The organism is Pseudomonas viciae (genome assembly GCF_004786035.1).
Taxonomy (GTDB): domain Bacteria; phylum Pseudomonadota; class Gammaproteobacteria; order Pseudomonadales; family Pseudomonadaceae; genus Aquipseudomonas; species Aquipseudomonas viciae.
Genome location: NZ_CP035088.1, coordinates 4349018 through 4365865 on the forward strand (window position 1 = coordinate 4349018; position 16848 = coordinate 4365865).

24 protein-coding genes and 1 tRNA gene are annotated in these 16848 nt (G+C 55.6%); 9 read left to right on the top strand and 16 right to left on the bottom strand.

Going from position 1 to position 16848, the window contains the following annotated elements:
* Positions 1–27: 27 nt before the first annotated feature.
* Both EPZ47_RS18810 and EPZ47_RS18815 read right to left on the bottom strand, forming a co-directional pair.
* The gene (locus EPZ47_RS18810) at positions 28–366 is read right to left on the bottom strand and encodes a hypothetical protein (RefSeq protein ID WP_135846186.1); all 339 of its coding nucleotides are present in this window, start codon (positions 364–366) and stop codon (positions 28–30) included.
* Between the two features lie 116 nt (positions 367–482).
* On the bottom strand, positions 483–740 hold the full coding sequence (locus EPZ47_RS18815) for a hypothetical protein (RefSeq protein ID WP_135846187.1): 258 nt from the start codon (positions 738–740) through the stop codon (positions 483–485).
* Between the two features lie 312 nt (positions 741–1052).
* On the opposite strand from EPZ47_RS18815, the gene EPZ47_RS18820 reads away from it, so the two are divergent.
* Complete coding sequence (locus tag EPZ47_RS18820) at positions 1053–1556, top strand: hypothetical protein (RefSeq protein ID WP_135846188.1); 504 nt, start codon at positions 1053–1055, stop codon at positions 1554–1556.
* A gap of 110 nt (positions 1557–1666) precedes the next feature.
* On the opposite strand, the gene EPZ47_RS18825 is transcribed toward EPZ47_RS18820, so the two are convergent.
* The 3 genes from EPZ47_RS18825 to EPZ47_RS18835 all read right to left on the bottom strand — a co-directional run bounded on the left by EPZ47_RS18825 (position 1667) and on the right by EPZ47_RS18835 (position 2877).
* Positions 1667–1855 (bottom strand): hypothetical protein, encoded by a 189-nt coding sequence (locus EPZ47_RS18825; protein ID WP_135846189.1) that lies wholly within the window; start codon positions 1853–1855, stop codon positions 1667–1669.
* A 91-nt stretch (positions 1856–1946) separates the two neighbouring features.
* Positions 1947–2135, bottom strand: a complete 189-nt coding sequence (locus EPZ47_RS18830; RefSeq protein WP_135846190.1) for a hypothetical protein — start codon at positions 2133–2135, stop codon at positions 1947–1949.
* A 220-nt stretch (positions 2136–2355) separates the two neighbouring features.
* Positions 2356–2877 (bottom strand): hypothetical protein, encoded by a 522-nt coding sequence (locus tag EPZ47_RS18835; RefSeq protein ID WP_135846191.1) that lies wholly within the window; start codon positions 2875–2877, stop codon positions 2356–2358.
* Between the two features lie 96 nt (positions 2878–2973).
* Here EPZ47_RS18835 and EPZ47_RS18840 point away from each other — a divergent pair, with 96 nt between their 5' ends.
* Positions 2974–3897 (top strand): DNA cytosine methyltransferase, encoded by a 924-nt coding sequence (locus tag EPZ47_RS18840; RefSeq protein WP_135846192.1) that lies wholly within the window; start codon positions 2974–2976, stop codon positions 3895–3897.
* 35 nt (positions 3898–3932) lie between these two features.
* Here EPZ47_RS18840 and EPZ47_RS18845 read toward each other — a convergent pair whose 3' ends face one another.
* A complete protein-coding gene (locus EPZ47_RS18845) occupies positions 3933–4691 on the bottom strand; it encodes a hypothetical protein (protein ID WP_135846193.1) in 759 nt (252 codons plus the stop codon).
* A 107-nt stretch (positions 4692–4798) separates the two neighbouring features.
* On the opposite strand from EPZ47_RS18845, the gene EPZ47_RS18850 reads away from it, so the two are divergent.
* Complete coding sequence (locus EPZ47_RS18850) at positions 4799–5377, top strand: phiTE_072 family protein (protein ID WP_135846194.1); 579 nt, start codon at positions 4799–4801, stop codon at positions 5375–5377.
* A gap of 36 nt (positions 5378–5413) precedes the next feature.
* On the opposite strand, the gene EPZ47_RS18855 is transcribed toward EPZ47_RS18850, so the two are convergent.
* Entirely contained in the window at positions 5414–6079 is a 666-nt protein-coding gene (locus EPZ47_RS18855) for a DUF4145 domain-containing protein (RefSeq protein WP_135848035.1), read from the bottom strand.
* Positions 6080–6170: 91 nt separating this feature from the next.
* Here EPZ47_RS18855 and EPZ47_RS18860 point away from each other — a divergent pair, with 91 nt between their 5' ends.
* From EPZ47_RS18860 to EPZ47_RS18885, 6 genes are read left to right on the top strand one after another with little or no spacing between them, the layout of a single operon-like run.
* On the top strand, positions 6171–6368 hold the full coding sequence (locus EPZ47_RS18860; protein ID WP_135846195.1) for a hypothetical protein: 198 nt from the start codon (positions 6171–6173) through the stop codon (positions 6366–6368).
* A gap of 4 nt (positions 6369–6372) precedes the next feature.
* Positions 6373–6747 (top strand): hypothetical protein, encoded by a 375-nt coding sequence (locus EPZ47_RS18865; RefSeq protein WP_135846196.1) that lies wholly within the window; start codon positions 6373–6375, stop codon positions 6745–6747.
* Between the two features lie 49 nt (positions 6748–6796).
* Positions 6797–7129 carry a hypothetical protein gene (locus EPZ47_RS18870; RefSeq protein WP_135846197.1) on the top strand — a complete coding sequence of 111 codons (333 nt, stop codon included), beginning with the start codon at positions 6797–6799 and terminating at the stop codon, positions 7127–7129.
* Between the two features lie 48 nt (positions 7130–7177).
* Complete coding sequence (locus tag EPZ47_RS18875; RefSeq protein WP_135846198.1) at positions 7178–7639, top strand: hypothetical protein; 462 nt, start codon at positions 7178–7180, stop codon at positions 7637–7639.
* 36 nt (positions 7640–7675) lie between these two features.
* Positions 7676–7888, top strand: a complete 213-nt coding sequence (locus EPZ47_RS18880) for a hypothetical protein (RefSeq protein ID WP_135846199.1) — start codon at positions 7676–7678, stop codon at positions 7886–7888.
* Complete coding sequence (locus tag EPZ47_RS18885; RefSeq protein WP_135848036.1) at positions 7888–9000, top strand: phage integrase Arm DNA-binding domain-containing protein; 1113 nt, start codon at positions 7888–7890, stop codon at positions 8998–9000. Before EPZ47_RS18880 ends, EPZ47_RS18885 begins: the two co-directional genes overlap by 1 nt.
* An 89-nt stretch (positions 9001–9089) precedes the next feature.
* Here the strand turns inward: EPZ47_RS18885 and EPZ47_RS18890 are convergent.
* The 9 genes from EPZ47_RS18890 to thrS form a co-directional block, all read right to left on the bottom strand.
* Positions 9090–9166: transfer RNA gene (locus tag EPZ47_RS18890), tRNA-Pro, on the bottom strand.
* Positions 9167–9255: 89 nt separating this feature from the next.
* On the bottom strand, positions 9256–9612 hold the full coding sequence (locus tag EPZ47_RS18895; RefSeq protein WP_003179985.1) for a MerR family transcriptional regulator: 357 nt from the start codon (positions 9610–9612) through the stop codon (positions 9256–9258).
* Positions 9593–9895, bottom strand: coding sequence for an integration host factor subunit alpha (gene ihfA / locus EPZ47_RS18900; RefSeq protein ID WP_002553164.1), 303 nt, complete (start codon positions 9893–9895; stop codon positions 9593–9595). Before ihfA ends, EPZ47_RS18895 begins: the two co-directional genes overlap by 20 nt.
* A 3-nt stretch (positions 9896–9898) precedes the next feature.
* The gene (pheT, locus tag EPZ47_RS18905) at positions 9899–12277 is read right to left on the bottom strand and encodes a phenylalanine--tRNA ligase subunit beta (protein WP_135846200.1); all 2379 of its coding nucleotides are present in this window, start codon (positions 12275–12277) and stop codon (positions 9899–9901) included.
* A gap of 35 nt (positions 12278–12312) precedes the next feature.
* Positions 12313–13329 (bottom strand): phenylalanine--tRNA ligase subunit alpha, encoded by a 1017-nt coding sequence (gene pheS, locus EPZ47_RS18910; protein WP_135846201.1) that lies wholly within the window; start codon positions 13327–13329, stop codon positions 12313–12315.
* Positions 13330–13438: 109 nt separating this feature from the next.
* Complete coding sequence (gene rplT, locus EPZ47_RS18915; protein WP_002553161.1) at positions 13439–13795, bottom strand: 50S ribosomal protein L20; 357 nt, start codon at positions 13793–13795, stop codon at positions 13439–13441.
* A gap of 30 nt (positions 13796–13825) precedes the next feature.
* On the bottom strand, positions 13826–14020 hold the full coding sequence (gene rpmI / locus EPZ47_RS18920; protein WP_002553160.1) for a 50S ribosomal protein L35: 195 nt from the start codon (positions 14018–14020) through the stop codon (positions 13826–13828).
* 60 nt (positions 14021–14080) lie between these two features.
* Positions 14081–14632: a translation initiation factor IF-3 gene (gene infC, locus EPZ47_RS18925; RefSeq protein ID WP_178084319.1), complete on the bottom strand. Its 552-nt coding sequence runs from the start codon at positions 14630–14632 to the stop codon at positions 14081–14083.
* Positions 14632–16554, bottom strand: coding sequence for a threonine--tRNA ligase (thrS, locus tag EPZ47_RS18930; RefSeq protein ID WP_014337550.1), 1923 nt, complete (start codon positions 16552–16554; stop codon positions 14632–14634). Before thrS ends, infC begins: the two co-directional genes overlap by 1 nt.
* Positions 16555–16848: the final 294 nt, after the last annotated feature.

Sequence of the window (16848 nt, forward strand, 5' to 3'; positions counted from 1 at the left end):
ATTGCCACCACCGGTCACGGAGGGCTTTTATTCAAATTTAATCTTCATGCTGGGCTCGGCTTCCATGGTCGGACGACGCAACTCCGGATCGTTGGCGTCAAGACAACGGAACTGCACCTCGGCATTCGCATGGCGCCCGTAACCTTTGTCTATGGATGAATCTTTGAGCGGCATCAGCTGCTTGCCCTTACCCTCGCAGAAACCATTTGCCTGCTGATATAGCTCCGCCTTTACGGCCCCGCCACTGAAGGTAGTAAAGCTACCTTCCTTCGCGATCATGTAAGTGTCGCGCCCCATGGGCACGACGCCAGGTCCTGAGCAGCCTGAGATCAGAAGGGCAATCGTTGGAACCAGCAGTTGCCGCATTGAGGCGCTCCTTGCGTAGTGATTTTTCGTAGCCATCACTTTGCCACACCCAAGAAACCATAACCACTGCTGCCACCGGTCACGGAGGTCGGCGCCTGATTGGGTCAGGCCTGACTTCACTCCGGGACAATTGTTAGATGCGCCACATGGGCCGAGTCCACAACCATGGCTCGACCACCTTCAGTTTCGAAAATACTGCCAATGTATCTGGCGTTCGGTCCGGCTTCGAAAACCTGATCATCGTCGATACGGTAGAGCAACTCACCAGACCGACTTCGAACATATTCGTCTTCATCAATGCGACCGATCAGCTCACCTAGTGGCCCGCGCCCCGCGAAAACGTTGTAGCGACCTTTCGTGAAATCATTAGCCATCTGCTTCTCCTTGATTCGGCCTCATGCCGGGCCATCAACCAATAGCCCACAAACTCGAATCGCACCAACCAACGAGGATCCCAGCGTGGAAATCCTATGGTGCGGTCTATTCGGGCAACGAGGTGGCAGCGCTTACATGCGGGCCTCTCGGTTCGCGTGCAGTCGCGACCGAAAATCATAGTGATGGAAAGTGGTCGCGACAGCTTGAAGAGTTCGCGAAAAACCTAGATAGGCTCAGTGGGGTGCCGCATATCCCTATCTTGTGCTTTACTGCCTCATACACAGGGGTTTCCATAAACAGGGAGAGTTATTGTGCCAATGCCCGAAGAACTAAAAGACGCCAAAACAAATCACTCCATATTTTTATATTGCGAAACATTACGTGCAAACTGCAACGATTTAGCACAAATTTTAAAGGAAAAGAATTACTGGGAAATATGGGAACAAGAAGATATAACTCAAGCGCAAAAATATAGAGCACCAACTGTATGGTTAGTAGGCCATGGAGACTCTAAAAAATCTGGAATGCTTAACGATAACGGCGACATAGTTACCTCCATGGAAAATATAATTTTTTGGTGCAACACCAACGGTGTCACAAACTTGGTGGATACAGCCTGCTATCCTTCCGCCAGAATCAACGCAATAGAAACCCACAAAGAAAAACTAAGCTTTAATTACTATTGCAAGTCCACCGAAGCTGAAGTTAGCTCCATTGGCAAATACATTGTTGACGGCAAAAATAAGTCAATTGGCGATTTGGAAAAATGGTGGAATAGCGAAAGTTTTACACTAAAAGCAAAAAAATCAGTTTAGCTCCAACCCAGCTCCCAAGGCTCCTGCGTAGATAAATACGCAGGTTCGCCTCACGCTGCCGTAAATCGGCCACCAAGTTTTCGTGGATGGACCGCTTGCCTGACCCATTCTCACCTATAGCGCTGAAGACTCTGTAAATCGTCAATCGCCTTCCTGTAGGCAGCAAGCTCAATGATCTGCCGCAAGCAGACGACGACCTCCAGCTTCTGTTTGTCGTCGGGAATTCTCAATCGCTTCAGCATCATTTGAGCGTCTTCCTCGATTGCAGCGAGTGCATCGATATCACTTTGCAATCTCATATCGGCCTCCAGTGAAGGCTGAGCTCCACGTAGATGCATAGCCCACAAACTCGAATCACGCCAACCGGGCCACCTGCAAGCTGCGTGTGAATCAGTTGAACTCCAGCGCCTCAGAAAGCAGCCCCGCAGACTCGGTGTAGGTCGCCAGGTCAATGATCTGGCGAAGGAACACGACCATAGCCAATTTCTGAGCGTCGTCAGGCAGCCCTACCCATTTCAGCATTGCCCTCGCGTCTTCCTCTATTGCCGTGAGCGCATCTATGTTGCTTTGCAGTCTCATGTCGGCCTCCGGTCAGTGTGAGTTTGAACAAGTCATAGCCCTTAACTACGAATCACGCCAACCGGCGAGGATCCTTTGTGTCCGAACCATACCCAAAGACCTCGTACGTATTAAATTGCTTGGCTGCATCGGCGAAGTGCGCCAACTTGCTCCCGAAATCAGGCCCGCTCGCTCTTTGAAAATAGCGCAGGCTGGCCAGAATGAAATACTGGATACGGAGCTACGGAAAGCTTATTGGAGGAAAAGGTATCGGTGTTGGAGGTGTTTCGCGGGAATCAATCCGCCAATGCCTCTTTAGAGAAACATAACAACTCCGAAAATACGGGGCTAACCCCGGAATTTTCAGAATGCGTTCATAACAATCAACTTTCGTTCTCCAGTCGAGCCCACAAACAGCAAGCTCATATGAATAAAATGGGGCTGGATCAGCTTCAGCTTTTCTAAATAAAAACTCTACAACCGCAAAGAATCTGCGACCTGATTCAAATCCTGTATTTTGCTGATTCGATAGACGTTTTGAAAGGAAGTAGACATCTCCACTATCATGAATATACAGCAAGGATGTATTCCAATGAAGATGTTCAGGTTCCCAATCGGGAAGATCAAAAACGCCTAATGTTTGCCCAGTAGGGTAAGTAGTCCCGGTCCATTTCCCTCTGCACTCGACCCATTCACCAGTATCAGAGTCGAGCACAATGGCCCCTTGTGATATTGAGTGAGCTCTTAGTTCTGACTTTTCCATAGAATCACCATTAGTTAAGTTTAGATCCGGTAAATGACCGGTGTTCAGGTGTTAGGAAAGCTTAAATATCTAGATTTACAACCCACAGAGGTCAGAATGTTCACAGCAATCGATTTGTTCTCCGGTTTCGGCGGTTGGACGCGGGGCGGTAAAGACGCTGGCCTCGACGTCAAATGGGCTGCCAACCACTGGCCTGCCGCGGTCGAGTGGCACACAAAGAACAACCCCGATACGCAGCACGTATGCCAGGACTTGCACCAGGCGGACTGGTCAACAGTGCCGAAGCACGACGTCATGCTGGCATCGCCCTGCTGCCAAGGGCACACCAAGGCTCGCGGCAAGGCTGCCGGCAATCCTCAGCATGACAACTCACGATCGACAGCGTGGGCACCAGTGCAAAACGCCGAGGTCAACCGGCCGGAGTTCGCCGTGATCGAAAACGTACCGGAGTTCATGGACTGGATTCTGTACCCAGCTTGGGCCGATGCCATGCAACGCCTCGGTTACGCACTGGCACCGCACATCGTGGACTGCGCCGACCTTGGCGTTCCCCAGCACCGAGTGCGACTGTTCATGATCTGCTCCCGCAGTAAGGCGCCGTTGCATCTTCAGCTACCTCAGTGCCAGCACGTCCCTGCGCGCGACATCCTCGACTTCGACGCCGGCACGTGGAGCAAGATCGAAAAGCCCGGTCGCGCAGAGTCAACCCTGCTCCGTGTGAAGAAGGGCCGGGAGCGTTTCGGCGAACGATTCATCATGCCCTACTACGGATCGGGCTCGGGACTGACTGGGCGCAGCCTGAACCGACCGATCGGCACCATCACCACGCTGGACCGCTGGGCGCTTGTGCGAGGCGATGAAATGCGCATGCTTTCGGCGGACGAGGCCCTGGCGGCCCAGTCTTTCGGGCCAGATACCAAACGCCCGGACAACCACCGGCTGACCATGCACATGACCGGCAACGCGGTACCTCCGCTGGCTGGCAAGCGAGTCATCGAAGCTTTGATCGCGGCTGCATGACACTCAAAGTGACTGATCTCGCTACGGACAGCGGATCACCCCGCCTGTCGGTAGGAGTGATTATTCCAGGAACTAGTTAATATGGCCTCAACAAAGTCAGTGAATGCAAAATCAAATTCCCTCGACATCCCTCGATCACTTGATCTTCCCTCAATAAATGAAAAACTGCATAGCCCAGTTAACACCACACCCATAAGTGGAAGAACTCTTTTATAGTTAACAGACGAAATTCCTGTTGGGAGTCTATCGTCTAGATATATCTGCTTTTCTGACAATGGTAAGAAAGTACATTTCATGTAACCCGCTATACGCGCGAAGTCCGCAGCCCAGCTCTCCACTTCACGCCTACCAGGCTGCGCAGGGTAACAGGCAAGATCCGCAAGCTTAGTAAAGGATTGCTGCCAAGACTGTATTTCACGACTACCTACCTCGCTGAATTCAAGCGCGGGATTTCTATTGGATGGAAACATTGTTTCATATAGTTCATAGCGCCTGTAGAACTTTACCGCAAACTCAGACTCAATTCCGTCCAGCCATTCATTGAATGACTCAAAGTGCAATTTGTGGGTTTGTCTTCTTATCGATATCGCCGAGTCGAATGACTGCTTTTGAGCAGCGCTCGCTGCCTTCCACGCCGCGAACGCAGCAAAACCAGTCGCAACCGCGGAAATAATCGCGAACAAATCCACGATCTTGAACCCTTCAGAAGCTCCTCCCGAGAAGGCATAAGCGAATAGACCGCCAGTCAGAAAAAGACCGACGCAACCGCCCCAAATCACCCTGTCATTAATCACGATCTTATCCCCCGAGCTAAGTCGCGATTATGCCGAACTGCTGAGCCTGTTGGGAAATAACCCATCACCCTCCACCGCCCGGGCATGCCCCGGCATAGGACATAGCCATGCCCGCAGAAAACAAACAGGTCGTGCCGCCGAGCATTGAGCGGTCAACGGTAACGAAGCTGGTCATCACCGGCGCGCCAAGCCTCGACCCCGTCACCGTGTTTCTGGAAGACCTGGCCCCCTGCAAGGGCAAGATCACCGTCAGCTGCTGGGGCAAGAGCTGGACGGCGTATTGGGGCGGGATGTGGGAAGGCCTGAGCATCGGCCAGTTCTTCTGCGAGCTGAACACCAGCTACATCATCGGCTATTTCGATCAGGGGCTTCGCTCAAGGCGGTTCAGTGGCGAGGCTCTGGCGGACAAGGCCAAGCGCACAGTCCTGAAGGAAAGACGTATGTTCTGCTACGGGTTGGAGGAAGCCCGCGAGCTTTTCGATGAGGCTGAAGACCTGCGCTGCTCCCCATCAATTGAACACCTTCACGGCGCCCACAGCGAACTGATGACAAAGCTCTTCGGGGATGAGTGGTGGTATCTGACTGATGATGCCACCGAGCCGAATCCGGATTACGCCTACCTGGAGCGGATCATTCACGCAGTTCAGCAGGCATTAAGCAAGGAACGGCACCAGATGGCGGTATGAAGTTCGTCACTTTCTATGATCTACCGTTGAATAAAATCATGTTTTGAAAACAGTATCAGCCAGCCTTGGATGCAAATACGTACCGAGCAATAAGTGCTCAAGTACGTTCATCGCCAAGTCAAGCTGTTCTGGGCTACTTGGCTTTGCTTCATGAGCGGCTGTATTTCCTAGCGATCTTAATTTATGAAGAATCGAAACATCACTTTTAGTTATCGCACCCTTTACCAAAAGATCGTTTATTTTCTTGAATAAATTATCGCCCTCAGCCTTAAGATCAACGCAAATTGACTCAAGAACAACACGAATCCCTAGGCCTGCAAGAATTGTTTGGCCAGCATTCATAGCATCAACTAGTTCGTCATAGGCTTTACGAACGATGGGCGGTAGCAAGAATGAGTCTTTGATCTTGAACCTCCCTGCAGTTCTATGGGGAAAAATATCCACTGCAGTCCAATGAAAGTCTTCCCCTGTTTCCATATCATAAGCATGAGATTCAGAATCATCATACTCACTACGAAAACAGAGTGCTTCACAGTTAAGGCACTGAACTATTTGGTACGATTTTTGAGATTCAAAATTACTCTCATCAATGCAGTCTTCCATGGAAGTTAGCACTACATGATTTTGAGGAATGCGGCACTCTGCACATATCAGCTTTAGCTTTTCGCCAGCTGTTTTGTCTTTCTTTATTGTCCGTACCATCTCAATCAATCTCCTTGTAATTCCCTGAACTGTAACAGAACCCCCCCTCCCCCTTCAAAGTCAGCCGCTATAGCGGCAAGGACGAACTCGCATGAAAAAAATGTACTGGATCCTCGGAGCCGCTCTGTACATGCGCAGCGTTATGGGCTGGTGGAAGCCGAAAGACCTGGCCTTCTGCTGGGAAACGGGCGCCACCATCTACGACAACTACGAGTACGAGGGCCGGCTCAGCGAGATTGGCGAACCGGCCGAAGAGATCGCCGAAGAACTCAGTTGCTGGTCGGAGTGACGCAATGCGCAAGCGAGCGATTCACCTTTTTCCGTGGGACGGCGGCACCGAGGCTGATCAGGATCCGCCTGAGCACGTTTATTGCGGCACCGACGGTGACATGGCCGATGAACAGCTAACCAATGACTGGCGGTACGTCACCTGCAAGCGATGCCTGAGGATTCGGGACAAGGAATTGGCAACCCGGGCGGCGGAGGATCGAGACCAGAAGATCAAGCTGTTCGACGAAGCCCAGGCCATCAGCATCACCCTTGGCCACCGGAATATCTCGACATCCATCAAGGCTTTGGTCAGGGAGCGCGACGAGCTCAGAGATCAGCGAGATAACCTGCGCGCACACCGCGACGGCCTACTTGAAGCAGGAGCGCACCTACTATGATCCTCCCCCTGCTCTACATGGCCATGCTTGTGTATCGAGGGCCCAGGCCATGAACGATCAGCAATTGCTGGAACTTGCCGCCAAGGCCGCGAGCATGGATCCGCCATTCGATAAGAACGGCGTGTTCTCCGCCTGGGTCGGAACCGTTGAGCATGGCCACTGGTGGGATCCGCTAAATGACGACGGCGATGCGCTGCGCCTGGCCGTGCAATTGGACCTGCTGATCTACTCGTACTCCGCTGAACAGAAATGCGTCGCCAAGTGGTTCGCTGAAGGCTTCGTTGTCGAGTATTGGCACTGGAATCAGAGCCAGGGCCAGGGCGCCGCAATGCGCCGCGCCATCGTCCGAGCGGCCGCTGAAATCGGCAAAGCCACCCCCTAACCCCAATCCACCTACAGCCTGCCGGTGAACGGCGGGCGAGGAATTCCTATGCCTGATCAAAAATCTTTGCTGCGCGATGTGGCGATCGATGCGATTTCAGATATCGCCCAGCACTTGCCGCTCGACTGCCAAATGTTCCTGGTGGTGTGCCGCCCCGGGAAGGCCGACTTCGACCTGGTCCTGCCATCGCCCGAGGCAAACCTGAACAACGCGCTCGACGCGCTGCGCCGCCAGGGCCTGAGCATCGACGGCGACAACGCCTACAAGCGCGACCTGCTGGACGCAGCGGTCGGAGCGCTGGCCATGGGCGCGCAAAACTCCAACCCGCCACCAGCCGGGCACTGGGGCCAGCGCTTATGGGATATCGGCCGGGAGGAGCGCGCATCTGCCGAAGAACTGGTCGAGGTGCTGAAGGGCGTTGAGAAGCGCTGTGAAGGCATGGGCTACGTCGGGGTTGATGGCCAGTACCTGAAGGTCGTCCGAGCCACCATCGCAAAAGCCACCCAATAACCACCTTCTGCCGCCACGCGCGGCATGGAGCAAATCATGAAAAGAGAGCTGATCAAGATCAGTGAGTTTCAACGCCGTCGCTGGGGAGAGAATGGGACGCCTCCGTGCCCCCAGGCAATCCGAAACCACATCCGTAACGGCCAGCTACCAGGCGAGCAAATAGGCAAGCTCTGGTATGTTGACTGGGCGGCATTCTCGAAATCCGCCGGCAATGACCTGGTGGCGATGGTGATGAAAGGAGCTGCATGATGGCACCAAGGCCGCGCAATCCTGCGAACAAGAACCTCCCGCAGAACCTCTACTTCGATGCGCGGCGCTCGACCTATCGCTACCGCCGGCCAACCGATGGGAAATGGTTTCCGTTCGGTGCTGACAGGGTAAAAGCGATCGACGCTGCGAAACAGTTGAATCTGGAGTTCATGCATGGCGCTGACTTGGTGGGCACTGTGCTCGGTGCCTCCTCGGGTTCATTCGCCGCATTTCTCGACAAGTACGAAGCCGAAACGCTTCCACCACGCGAGCTGGCCAAGGGCACCCTTGGCCTGTACGCCGTCCACTTCCGGCGCTTTCGAAAATACTTCGAAGGTAAGGCGGTGGACCAAATTACAATCCGCATGATCGCGGAAATGTTGGACGCCCTCACCCCACGCACGGCGAATCAGTGCCGGGCCCTGCTGATCGACATACTCAATCACGCGGCCGCCAAAGGCCTGTGTCCGGACAACCCGGCGGCCAGCACGATCAACCGGATCGAGAAGAAGCAGCGCAAGCGGCATACCGTCGATGGGCTAAAGGCCATTCGAGAGAAATCGCCGGCCTGGCTGCAGAACGCAATCGACCTGGCACTGATATCCGCCCAACGCCGCACCGACATCCTGAATATGCGGTTTGATGGGATTCGGGAGGGATTTCTGTATGTGGTTCAGCAGAAGACGGCCAAGGCCAGTGACGCGGCCTGGATCCGGTTCAAGGTGACCGATGAGCTCCAGGCTGTGATCAGCCGTTGCCGGGATGACATCGTTTCACCTTACCTGATTCATCGCCGGCCTGATCGCAAGAAACAGAAACAGGCGCAGACAAAGGACCACTGGACGCAGGTCGAGGAACGATATTTGACGCGAGCATTCAAGGAAGCCAGAGAGGCGGCCGGATGCTACGCGGGATGGAAGGAGGAAGAGATGCCAGGCTTTCACGAAGTGCGCGCATTGTCGCTGCACCTGTACCAGAAAGCCGGAAAGGACGGGCAGAAAATAGCCGGCCATGCCAGCGAAACCATGACCAGAAACTACCAGAAGGACCACGCCGAAATCGTCTGGTCGGAGGCAATTCCCGACCTGAATATCAGCGAAATCACCGGGTAGTTTTGCGCCAGTTTTGCGCGGGTTTTGCGCAGGCACAAAAAAGCCGATCTATCTGATCGGCTTAAGTGTCTGATTTAACTCAGGAATAATGGTCGGGACGGAGTGATTCGAACACTCGACCCCTAGCACCCCATGCTAGTGCGCTACCGGACTGCGCTACGCCCCGACTAGGCGTGAATCTTGTTCCGCTTCTCAACGGAACGCTCAGGAATATATCGCAAGCTTTTGAAAACTGGAAGATTTAAAAGCAGAAATTTATTTCTTGAGCACCACCAGCACATCTTCAAGCTCGGCGATCATCTGGCGGATCATTTGTTTGTACTGGGTTGTGTCGTCTTTGGCTTCATCACCGGAGAGGCGCAGGCGTGCGCCGCCGATGGTGAACCCCTGATCATAAAGCAGCGCGCGGATCTGCCGGATCATCAGCACGTCTTGGCGCTGATAATACCGGCGGTTTCCGCGGCGCTTGACCGGGTTGAGTTGAGGAAACTCCTGCTCCCAATAGCGCAGCACGTGCGGTTTTACTGCACACAGCTCGCTGACTTCACCAATGGTGAAGTAGCGTTTGCCCGGGATGACGGGTAGTTCGTCGTTATGACTTGGTTCCAGCATAAGCCTCAACTCGGGCCTTCAACTTCTGCCCTGGACGAAAGGTGACCACACGGCGAGCCGTGATCGGGATTTCTTCTCCCGTTTTCGGATTGCGGCCAGGCCGCTGGCGTTTGTCCCGCAGGTCGAAGTTGCCGAAACCGGACAATTTGACCTGTTCGTTGTCTTCCAGAGCGTGCCTGATTTCTTCAAAAAACAGTTCGACCAATTCTTTGGCCTCCCGTTTATTCAGGCCCAGCTCCTCATACAGACGTTCCGCCATCTCAGCTTTCGTCAGAGCCCCCATACGTCACTTCCTTAACGTGGCGTTCAACCTGTTTTCGAGCGAGGTGAGGATGTTCTGCGTTGCGGTATTCACCTCATCGTCATTAAGAGTGCGCGATGGATGCTGCCAGGTCAAGCCGACTGCAAGGCTTTTTCTATGCGGATCAATGCCTTTACCCTGATACACGTCAAATAGCCTGAGGTCCGTGAGCCATTCGCCTGCATTTTCACGGATTACGTCCAGTACAGCACTGGAAGCAACGTCGCGATCAGCCAGCAACGCCAGGTCACGCCGCACTTCAGGAAAGCGCGATAACTCCTGGAATTTCGGCATTTTCCCCAACGCCACTTCGGCCAGGACCAGCTCAAAGACGAAGACTGGACGATCAAGGCCCAGGGTTTTCGACAGTTCAGGGTGAATCGCGCCCACATAGCCGACTTCGCGCCCGTCTCGCTCGATGCGTGCGGTCTGCCCCGGGTGCAACGCCGGATGCTTGCCCGGTACGAAAGTGAACGCGTCGAGTGCGCCGGCAAAACCCAGCACCGCTTCCACGTCAGCCTTGACGTCGAAGAAGTCGACGACATCGCGACCTTGCGCCCAGCCTTCCGGTAGACGGCTGCCGCAGACGACACCGGCCAGCATCGGCTCTTGTTTCAAGCCTTCCAACTGACCAACGAAGCGCAGGCCGCTTTCGAACAGACGCACGCGATCCTGCTGGCGGTTCAGGTTGTGCTGCAGCGACTTGACCAGGCCCGGCCACAGGGACGAGCGCATGGCCGCCATGTCGTTGGAGATCGGGTTGGCCAGCAACAGCGGCTCGACACCCGGGCTGAACAGTTCGAACTGACGCGGATCGATGAAGCTGTAGGTGATCGCTTCCTGATACCCACGAGCCACCAGCAGGCGGCGCAGTTCCGGCAGGTCGCTACGGGCTTCAGCCTTGGCCTGTGGGGCCAGGCGAGCTTGCGGGTAGCGAACCGGCAGGCGGTTGTAGCCGTACAGGCGGGCCAGTTCTTCGATCAGGTCGACTTCCAGGCTGATATCGAAGCGATGGCTTGGTACTTCGACACGCCACTGCCCTGCTCCATCAGCGCTGATGTTCAGGCCCAGGGCACTGAGCAGGCGCTCGACTTCGGCGGCGTCCATTTCCATGCCGAGCATCTGGGAGATGCGCTGGGCACGCAGGGTGATCGGTGCAATCTTGGGCAGGTGCTGTTCGCTGACGGTTTCGATGATCGGGCCAGCTTCGCCACCAGTGATCTCCAGCAGCAGGCCAGTGGCACGCTCCATGGCTTCACGGGCCAGTTGCCAGTCCACGCCACGCTCATAGCGGTGCGAAGCATCGGTGTGCAGGCCATAGGAGCGGGCCTTTCCAGCGACCGCAATCTGGTCGAAGAACGCGCTTTCCAGGAACACATCACGGGTCGTCGTGGAGACGCCGCTGTGCTCGCCACCCATCACGCCGGCAATCGCCAGGGCACGAGAATGGTCGGCAATCACCAATGTATCGCTGCGCAAGGTCACTTCCTGGCCGTCGAGCAGGACCAGCTTCTCGCCCTCTTCAGCCATACGCACGCGGATGCCGCCGTTGATTTCGGCGAGATCGAACGCATGCAGCGGCTGACCCAGCTCGAGCATCACGTAGTTGGTGATGTCGACGGCCGCGTCGATGCTGCGCACGTCGGCGCGACGCAGGCGCTCGACCATCCACAGCGGCGTCGGCTTCGACAGGTCGACGTTACGGATCACGCGCCCCAGGTAACGCGGGCACGCGGCCGGCGCAAGGACTTCCACCGAGCGTACTTCTTCGTGCACGGCCGGCACGGTCATGACCACAGGTCGTGTCACCGGGGCGGCATACAGCGCGCCGACTTCACGGGCCAGACCAGCCAGGGACAGGCAGTCGCCACGGTTCGGCGTCAAATCGACCTCGATGCTCGCATCGTCCAGGCCCAGATACTCGCGAATGTCCTGGCCCACCGGCGCGTCAGCCGGAAGCTCCATCAGGCCATCGTTGCCTTCGCCAATCTGCAGTTCGGCCTGGGAGCACAACATCCCGTTGGATTCAACGCCACGCAGTTTGGCTTTCTTGATCTTGAAGTCGCCCGGCAGTTCGGCACCGATCATGGCGAACGGGATCTTCAGGCCCGGGCGCACGTTCGGCGCGCCGCAGACTACCTGGAAGGTTTCCGTGCCATTGCTGACCTGGCAGACCCGCAGCTTGTCAGCATCCGGGTGCTGCTCGGTGCTCAGCACCTCGCCCACGACCACACCACTGAATTCACCGGCGGCCGGCGTCACGCTATCGACCTCAAGACCGGCCATCGACAGGCGAGCAACCAGCTCGTCCCGGCTTACCTGCGGGCTTACCCAGCCGCGCAGCCATTGTTCACTGAATTTCATCCTGCTCTCCTAATAGATTCGTTACCGGCTGCGACCTAGCGAAATTGCGCAAGGAACCGCAAGTCGTTGTCGAAGAACAGGCGCAAGTCATTCACACCGTAACGCAGCATGGCCAGGCGCTCGACGCCCATGCCGAAAGCAAAGCCGGAGAATTCTTCCGGATCGATCCCGGACATACGCAGCACGTTCGGGTGAACCATGCCGCAGCCCATGACTTCCAGCCAGCCAGTCTGTTTGCAGACGCGGCAGCCTTTACCGCTGCACATCACGCATTCCATGTCGACTTCAGCGGATGGCTCGGTGAACGGGAAGTACGAAGGACGGAAACGCACCGCCAGTTCTTTTTCGAAGAACACCCGCAGGAACTCTTCGATAGTGCCTTTCAGGTCGGCGAAATTGATGTCGCGATCAACCAGCAGGCCTTCGACCTGGTGGAACATCGGCGAGTGGGTGATATCGGAGTCGCTACGGTACACACGGCCTGGGCAGACGATGCGGATCGGCGGCTGCTGCGATTCCATGGTGCGGACCTGTACCGGCGAGGTATGGGTGCGCAACAGCATGTTCGCATTGAAATAGAAGGTGTCGTGCATCGACCGGGCCGGGTGATGGCCAGGGATATTGAGCGCTTCGAAGTTGTGATAGTCGTCTTCGACCTCAGGGCCTTCGGCAATGCCGTAGCCGATGTGGGTGAAGAACTGCTCGATGCGTTCCAGGGTCCGGGTCACCGGATGCAGGCCACCGGAAGTCTGGCCACGGCCAGGCAGCGTCACGTCAATGGACTCGGCGGCGAGCTTGGCAGCCAGATCCGCCTCCTCGAACAACGCCTTGCGCGCATTGAGGACCTCTGTGACACGCTCCTTGGCAACGTTGATCAGCGCACCGACCTGCGGACGCTCTTCGGCCGGCAAGTTCCCCAGGGTCTTCATCACCTGAGTCAACTCGCCCTTCTTGCCAAGGTAAAGAACCCGGATTTGCTCCAGGGCATTGATATCTTCAGCGCTTTGCACAGCCTCTAGTGCTTGAGAGACCAGCGCATCCAGGTTTTCCATGTACAGACTCCAGATACAAAATAGGGGAAGAGCTTTAAGGCTCTTCCCCTATTTATGACGTTTAACACCTGGGCCCACAGAGGTGGACCCCGGTGACTGCCGGGGGTACTTAAGCCAAGGTGGCTTTAGCTTTCTCGACAATCGCAGCAAACGCCGCTTTTTCGTTCACTGCCAGATCAGCCAGAACCTTACGGTCGATCTCGATGGACGCTTTTTTCAGGCCAGCGATGAAACGGCTGTAGGACAGACCGTTAACACGAGCACCAGCATTGATACGAGCGATCCACAGAGCGCGGAACTGACGTTTTTTCTGACGACGGTCACGGTAGGCGTATTGGCCTGCCTTGATTACCGCTTGCTTGGCAACACGGAATACGCGGGAACGCGCGCCGTAGTAGCCTTTAGCAAGTTTCAGAATTTTTTTGTGACGCTTACGGGCAATGACGCCACGCTTTACACGAGCCATGAGTTACTTCCTCTATTCTTGATCCAAAAATTAACGAAGGCGCAGCATGCGCTCGACTTTTGCCACGTCAGACGGATGCAGCAAGCTGCTACCGCGCAGTTGACGCTTACGCTTGGTCGACATTTTGGTCAGGATGTGGCTCTTGAAAGCGTGCTTGTGCTTGATACCGTTAGCAGTTTTCAGAAACCGCTTAGCAGCACCACTTTTAGTTTTCATCTTTGGCATGTTCGGATACTCCGCATTCAGTTGATAAACATAATCGCAAGGCCTGCCGTGCCCTGGTGATTACTTCTTCTTTTTCGGGGCGATGACCATGATCAGCTGGCGTCCTTCCATCTTAGGATGCTGTTCGACCGAACCGTACTCGAGCAGGTCTTGTTCAACCCGCTTGAGGAGTTCCATCCCCAGCTCCTGGTGGGCCATCTCACGGCCGCGGAATCGCAAGGATACCTTGGCCCTGTCCCCATCACTCAGGAAACGTACCAGGTTGCGCAGTTTTACCTGGTAATCCCCTTCCTCCGTCCCTGGACGAAACTTGATTTCTTTTACCTGAATCTGCTTCTGGTTTTTCTTCGCCGCAGCAACTTGTTTCTTCTTTTCGAAGATCGACTTGCCGTAGTCCATCACCCGGCAAACCGGTGGGACTGCGTCTGCGGAAATTTCTACCAGATCAAGCTTGGCTTCTTCAGCAATACGAAGCGCTTCATCAATCGAGACGATGCCAATCTGCTCGCCGTCAGCGCCAATTAACCGAACCTCGCGTGCCGAGATATTCTCGTTGATCGGGGCTTTCGGTGCAGCTCGTTTATCTTGTCTCATTTCACGCTTAATAATAATTACTCCAAATCTGGGCGACCACGCCGGGAAACCGCTTGCGCGAGGAACTCAGCGAATTCGGCGACGGGCATCGAGCCCAGGTCAGCACCTTCACGAGTACGCACAGCGACAGTCTGCATCTCGACCTCCCGATCTCCGATAACCAAGAGAAAGGGAACCTTGAGCAAAGTATGCTCGCGGATTTTAAAGCCGATCTTTTCATTTCTCAAGTCGGACTTGGCACGAAATCCGCTTTGATTGAGAGTTTTTTCGACTTCAGCGGCAAAATCTGCCTGTTTATCAGTGATATTCATGATCACTGCCTGGGTCGGTGCCAGCCACGCAGGGAACGCACCCTCGTAGTGTTCGATCAGAATCCCGACAAAACGCTCAAAGGAACCGAGGATCGCGCGGTGAAGCATGACCGGGTGCTTGCGGCTGTTGTCTTCGGACACGTATTCGGCGCCCAGACGGATCGGCAGGTTAAAATCGAGCTGCAGGGTACCACACTGCCACACGCGACCAAGGCAATCTTTCAGCGAGAACTCGATCTTCGGACCGTAGAAAGCCCCCTCGCCCGGCTGCAGGTCGTACGCAAGGCCCGCGCTATCGAGGGCAGCGGCCAGCGCCGCTTCGGCGCGATCCCACAGCTCGTCGGAGCCAACGCGTTTTTCCGGACGAGTGGACAGCTTCATTTCGACTTCGGTGAAGCCGAAGTCCCGGTAGACATCCATGGTCAGCTTGATGAACGCGGCGGATTCGGCCTGCATCTGCTCTTCGGTGCAGAAGATGTGCGCATCGTCCTGGGTAAACGCACGCACACGCATGATGCCGTGCAGCGCACCGGACGGCTCGTTACGGTGACAGGCACCGAACTCGGCCAGGCGCATCGGCAGCTCGCGGTAGCTTTTCAGGCCCTGGTTGAACACCTGCACGTGGCAAGGGCAGTTCATCGGCTTGATGGCGTAGTCGCGGTTTTCCGACTGGGTGGTGAACATGTTGTCGGCGTAGTTGGCCCAGTGCCCGGACTTCTCCCACAGGCTGCGGTCCACCACTTGCGGCGTCTTGATCTCGAGGTAGCCGTTTTCACGCTGGACCTGACGCATGTACTGCTCGAGCACCTGGTACAGGGTCCAGCCGTTCGGGTGCCAGAACACCATGCCCGGGGACTCTTCCTGGGTGTGGAACAGGCCCAGGCGCTTGCCGATCTTGCGGTGATCGCGCTTCTCGGCTTCTTCGATACGCTGAATGTAGGCCGCCAGTTGCTTCTTGTCGGCCCAGGCGGTGCCATAGACACGCTGCAACTGTTCGTTCTTCGCATCGCCACGCCAGTAGGCGCCGGACAGCTTGGTCAGCTTGAAGGATTTCAGGAAACGCGTGTTCGGCACGTGCGGACCGCGGCACATGTCGACGTATTCTTCGTGGTAGTACAGGCCCATGGCCTGTTCGTCCGGCATGTCTTCCACCAGACGCAGCTTGTAGTCCTCGCCACGAGCCTTGAAGACTTCGATGACTTCGGCGCGTGGGGTGACTTTCTTGATGACGTCGTAATCTTTCTCGATCAGCTGCTGCATGCGCTGTTCGATAGCGGCCATGTCGTCCGGGGTGAAAGGACGCTCAAAGGCGATGTCGTAATAGAAGCCTTCATCGATGACCGGCCCGATGACCATCTTCGCGCTCGGATACAGCTGCTTGACCGCATGGCCGACCAGGTGCGCACAAGAGTGGCGAATGATCTCCAGCCCCTCTTCATCCTTTGGCGTGATGATTTGCAGCGTGGCGTCGCTGTCGATGACGTCACTGGCGTCGACCAGTTTGCCGTTGACCTTGCCGGCCAGGGTGGCCTTGGCCAGGCCTGCACCGATGGATGCGGCGACCTCGGCTACGGAAACCGGGTGATCGAATGAACGTTGACTGCCGTCGGGAAGAGTAATAGTTGGCATGGCGCCTCCTCTCCTAGTGGTGACCCCTACCAAAGGTCACGTGGGTTGGGATGAGCCAGTACAAGATCCAGTCCAGGCCATTCAATGACGAACGCCTGCCTTACAGCGGCAGGAGCCTTGCGGCCAACCGGGAAAACCGAACCAGAGTGACTGGGATTCAAATCAGGGTTATTCGAATATTCGCCGCCGCCTGAACGTGTTGTCCGGAGCCTGTAAATACCCGAGCCCGGCATGCTAGCACAGATGAACGGTCATCACCGCGATCGAATTGAAGCGGGCGTAAATCCATGGTTT

Excerpts from the sequence above, each read along its gene's own strand:
- EPZ47_RS18840 (WP_135846192.1), top strand. The coding sequence starts at position 2,974 with ATGTTCACAGCAATCGATTTGTTCTCCGGTTTCGGCGGTTGGACGCGG.
- rpmI (WP_002553160.1), bottom strand. The coding sequence starts at position 14,020 with ATGCCAAAGATGAAAACTAAAAGTGGTGCTGCTAAGCGGTTTCTGAAA.
- thrS (WP_014337550.1), bottom strand. The coding sequence starts at position 16,554 with ATGCCAACTATTACTCTTCCCGACGGCAGTCAACGTTCATTCGATCAC.
- EPZ47_RS18870 (WP_135846197.1), top strand. The coding sequence starts at position 6,797 with ATGAACGATCAGCAATTGCTGGAACTTGCCGCCAAGGCCGCGAGCATG.
- EPZ47_RS18825 (WP_135846189.1), bottom strand. The coding sequence starts at position 1,855 with ATGAGATTGCAAAGTGATATCGATGCACTCGCTGCAATCGAGGAAGAC.
- EPZ47_RS18860 (WP_135846195.1), top strand. The coding sequence starts at position 6,171 with ATGAAAAAAATGTACTGGATCCTCGGAGCCGCTCTGTACATGCGCAGC.
- EPZ47_RS18865 (WP_135846196.1), top strand. The coding sequence starts at position 6,373 with ATGCGCAAGCGAGCGATTCACCTTTTTCCGTGGGACGGCGGCACCGAG.
- EPZ47_RS18830 (WP_135846190.1), bottom strand. The coding sequence starts at position 2,135 with ATGAGACTGCAAAGCAACATAGATGCGCTCACGGCAATAGAGGAAGAC.
- EPZ47_RS18885 (WP_135848036.1), top strand. The coding sequence starts at position 7,888 with ATGGCACCAAGGCCGCGCAATCCTGCGAACAAGAACCTCCCGCAGAAC.
- EPZ47_RS18875 (WP_135846198.1), top strand. The coding sequence starts at position 7,178 with ATGCCTGATCAAAAATCTTTGCTGCGCGATGTGGCGATCGATGCGATT.
- pheS (WP_135846201.1), bottom strand. The coding sequence starts at position 13,329 with ATGGAAAACCTGGATGCGCTGGTCTCTCAAGCACTAGAGGCTGTGCAA.
- EPZ47_RS18880 (WP_135846199.1), top strand. The coding sequence starts at position 7,676 with ATGAAAAGAGAGCTGATCAAGATCAGTGAGTTTCAACGCCGTCGCTGG.
- EPZ47_RS18855 (WP_135848035.1), bottom strand. The coding sequence starts at position 6,079 with ATGGTACGGACAATAAAGAAAGACAAAACAGCTGGCGAAAAGCTAAAG.
- EPZ47_RS18810 (WP_135846186.1), bottom strand. The coding sequence starts at position 366 with ATGCGGCAACTGCTGGTTCCAACGATTGCCCTTCTGATCTCAGGCTGC.
- EPZ47_RS18835 (WP_135846191.1), bottom strand. The coding sequence starts at position 2,877 with ATGGAAAAGTCAGAACTAAGAGCTCACTCAATATCACAAGGGGCCATT.
- EPZ47_RS18895 (WP_003179985.1), bottom strand. The coding sequence starts at position 9,612 with ATGCTGGAACCAAGTCATAACGACGAACTACCCGTCATCCCGGGCAAA.
- rplT (WP_002553161.1), bottom strand. The coding sequence starts at position 13,795 with ATGGCTCGTGTAAAGCGTGGCGTCATTGCCCGTAAGCGTCACAAAAAA.
- EPZ47_RS18850 (WP_135846194.1), top strand. The coding sequence starts at position 4,799 with ATGCCCGCAGAAAACAAACAGGTCGTGCCGCCGAGCATTGAGCGGTCA.
- ihfA (WP_002553164.1), bottom strand. The coding sequence starts at position 9,895 with ATGGGGGCTCTGACGAAAGCTGAGATGGCGGAACGTCTGTATGAGGAG.
- EPZ47_RS18815 (WP_135846187.1), bottom strand. The coding sequence starts at position 740 with ATGGCTAATGATTTCACGAAAGGTCGCTACAACGTTTTCGCGGGGCGC.
- pheT (WP_135846200.1), bottom strand. The coding sequence starts at position 12,277 with ATGAAATTCAGTGAACAATGGCTGCGCGGCTGGGTAAGCCCGCAGGTA.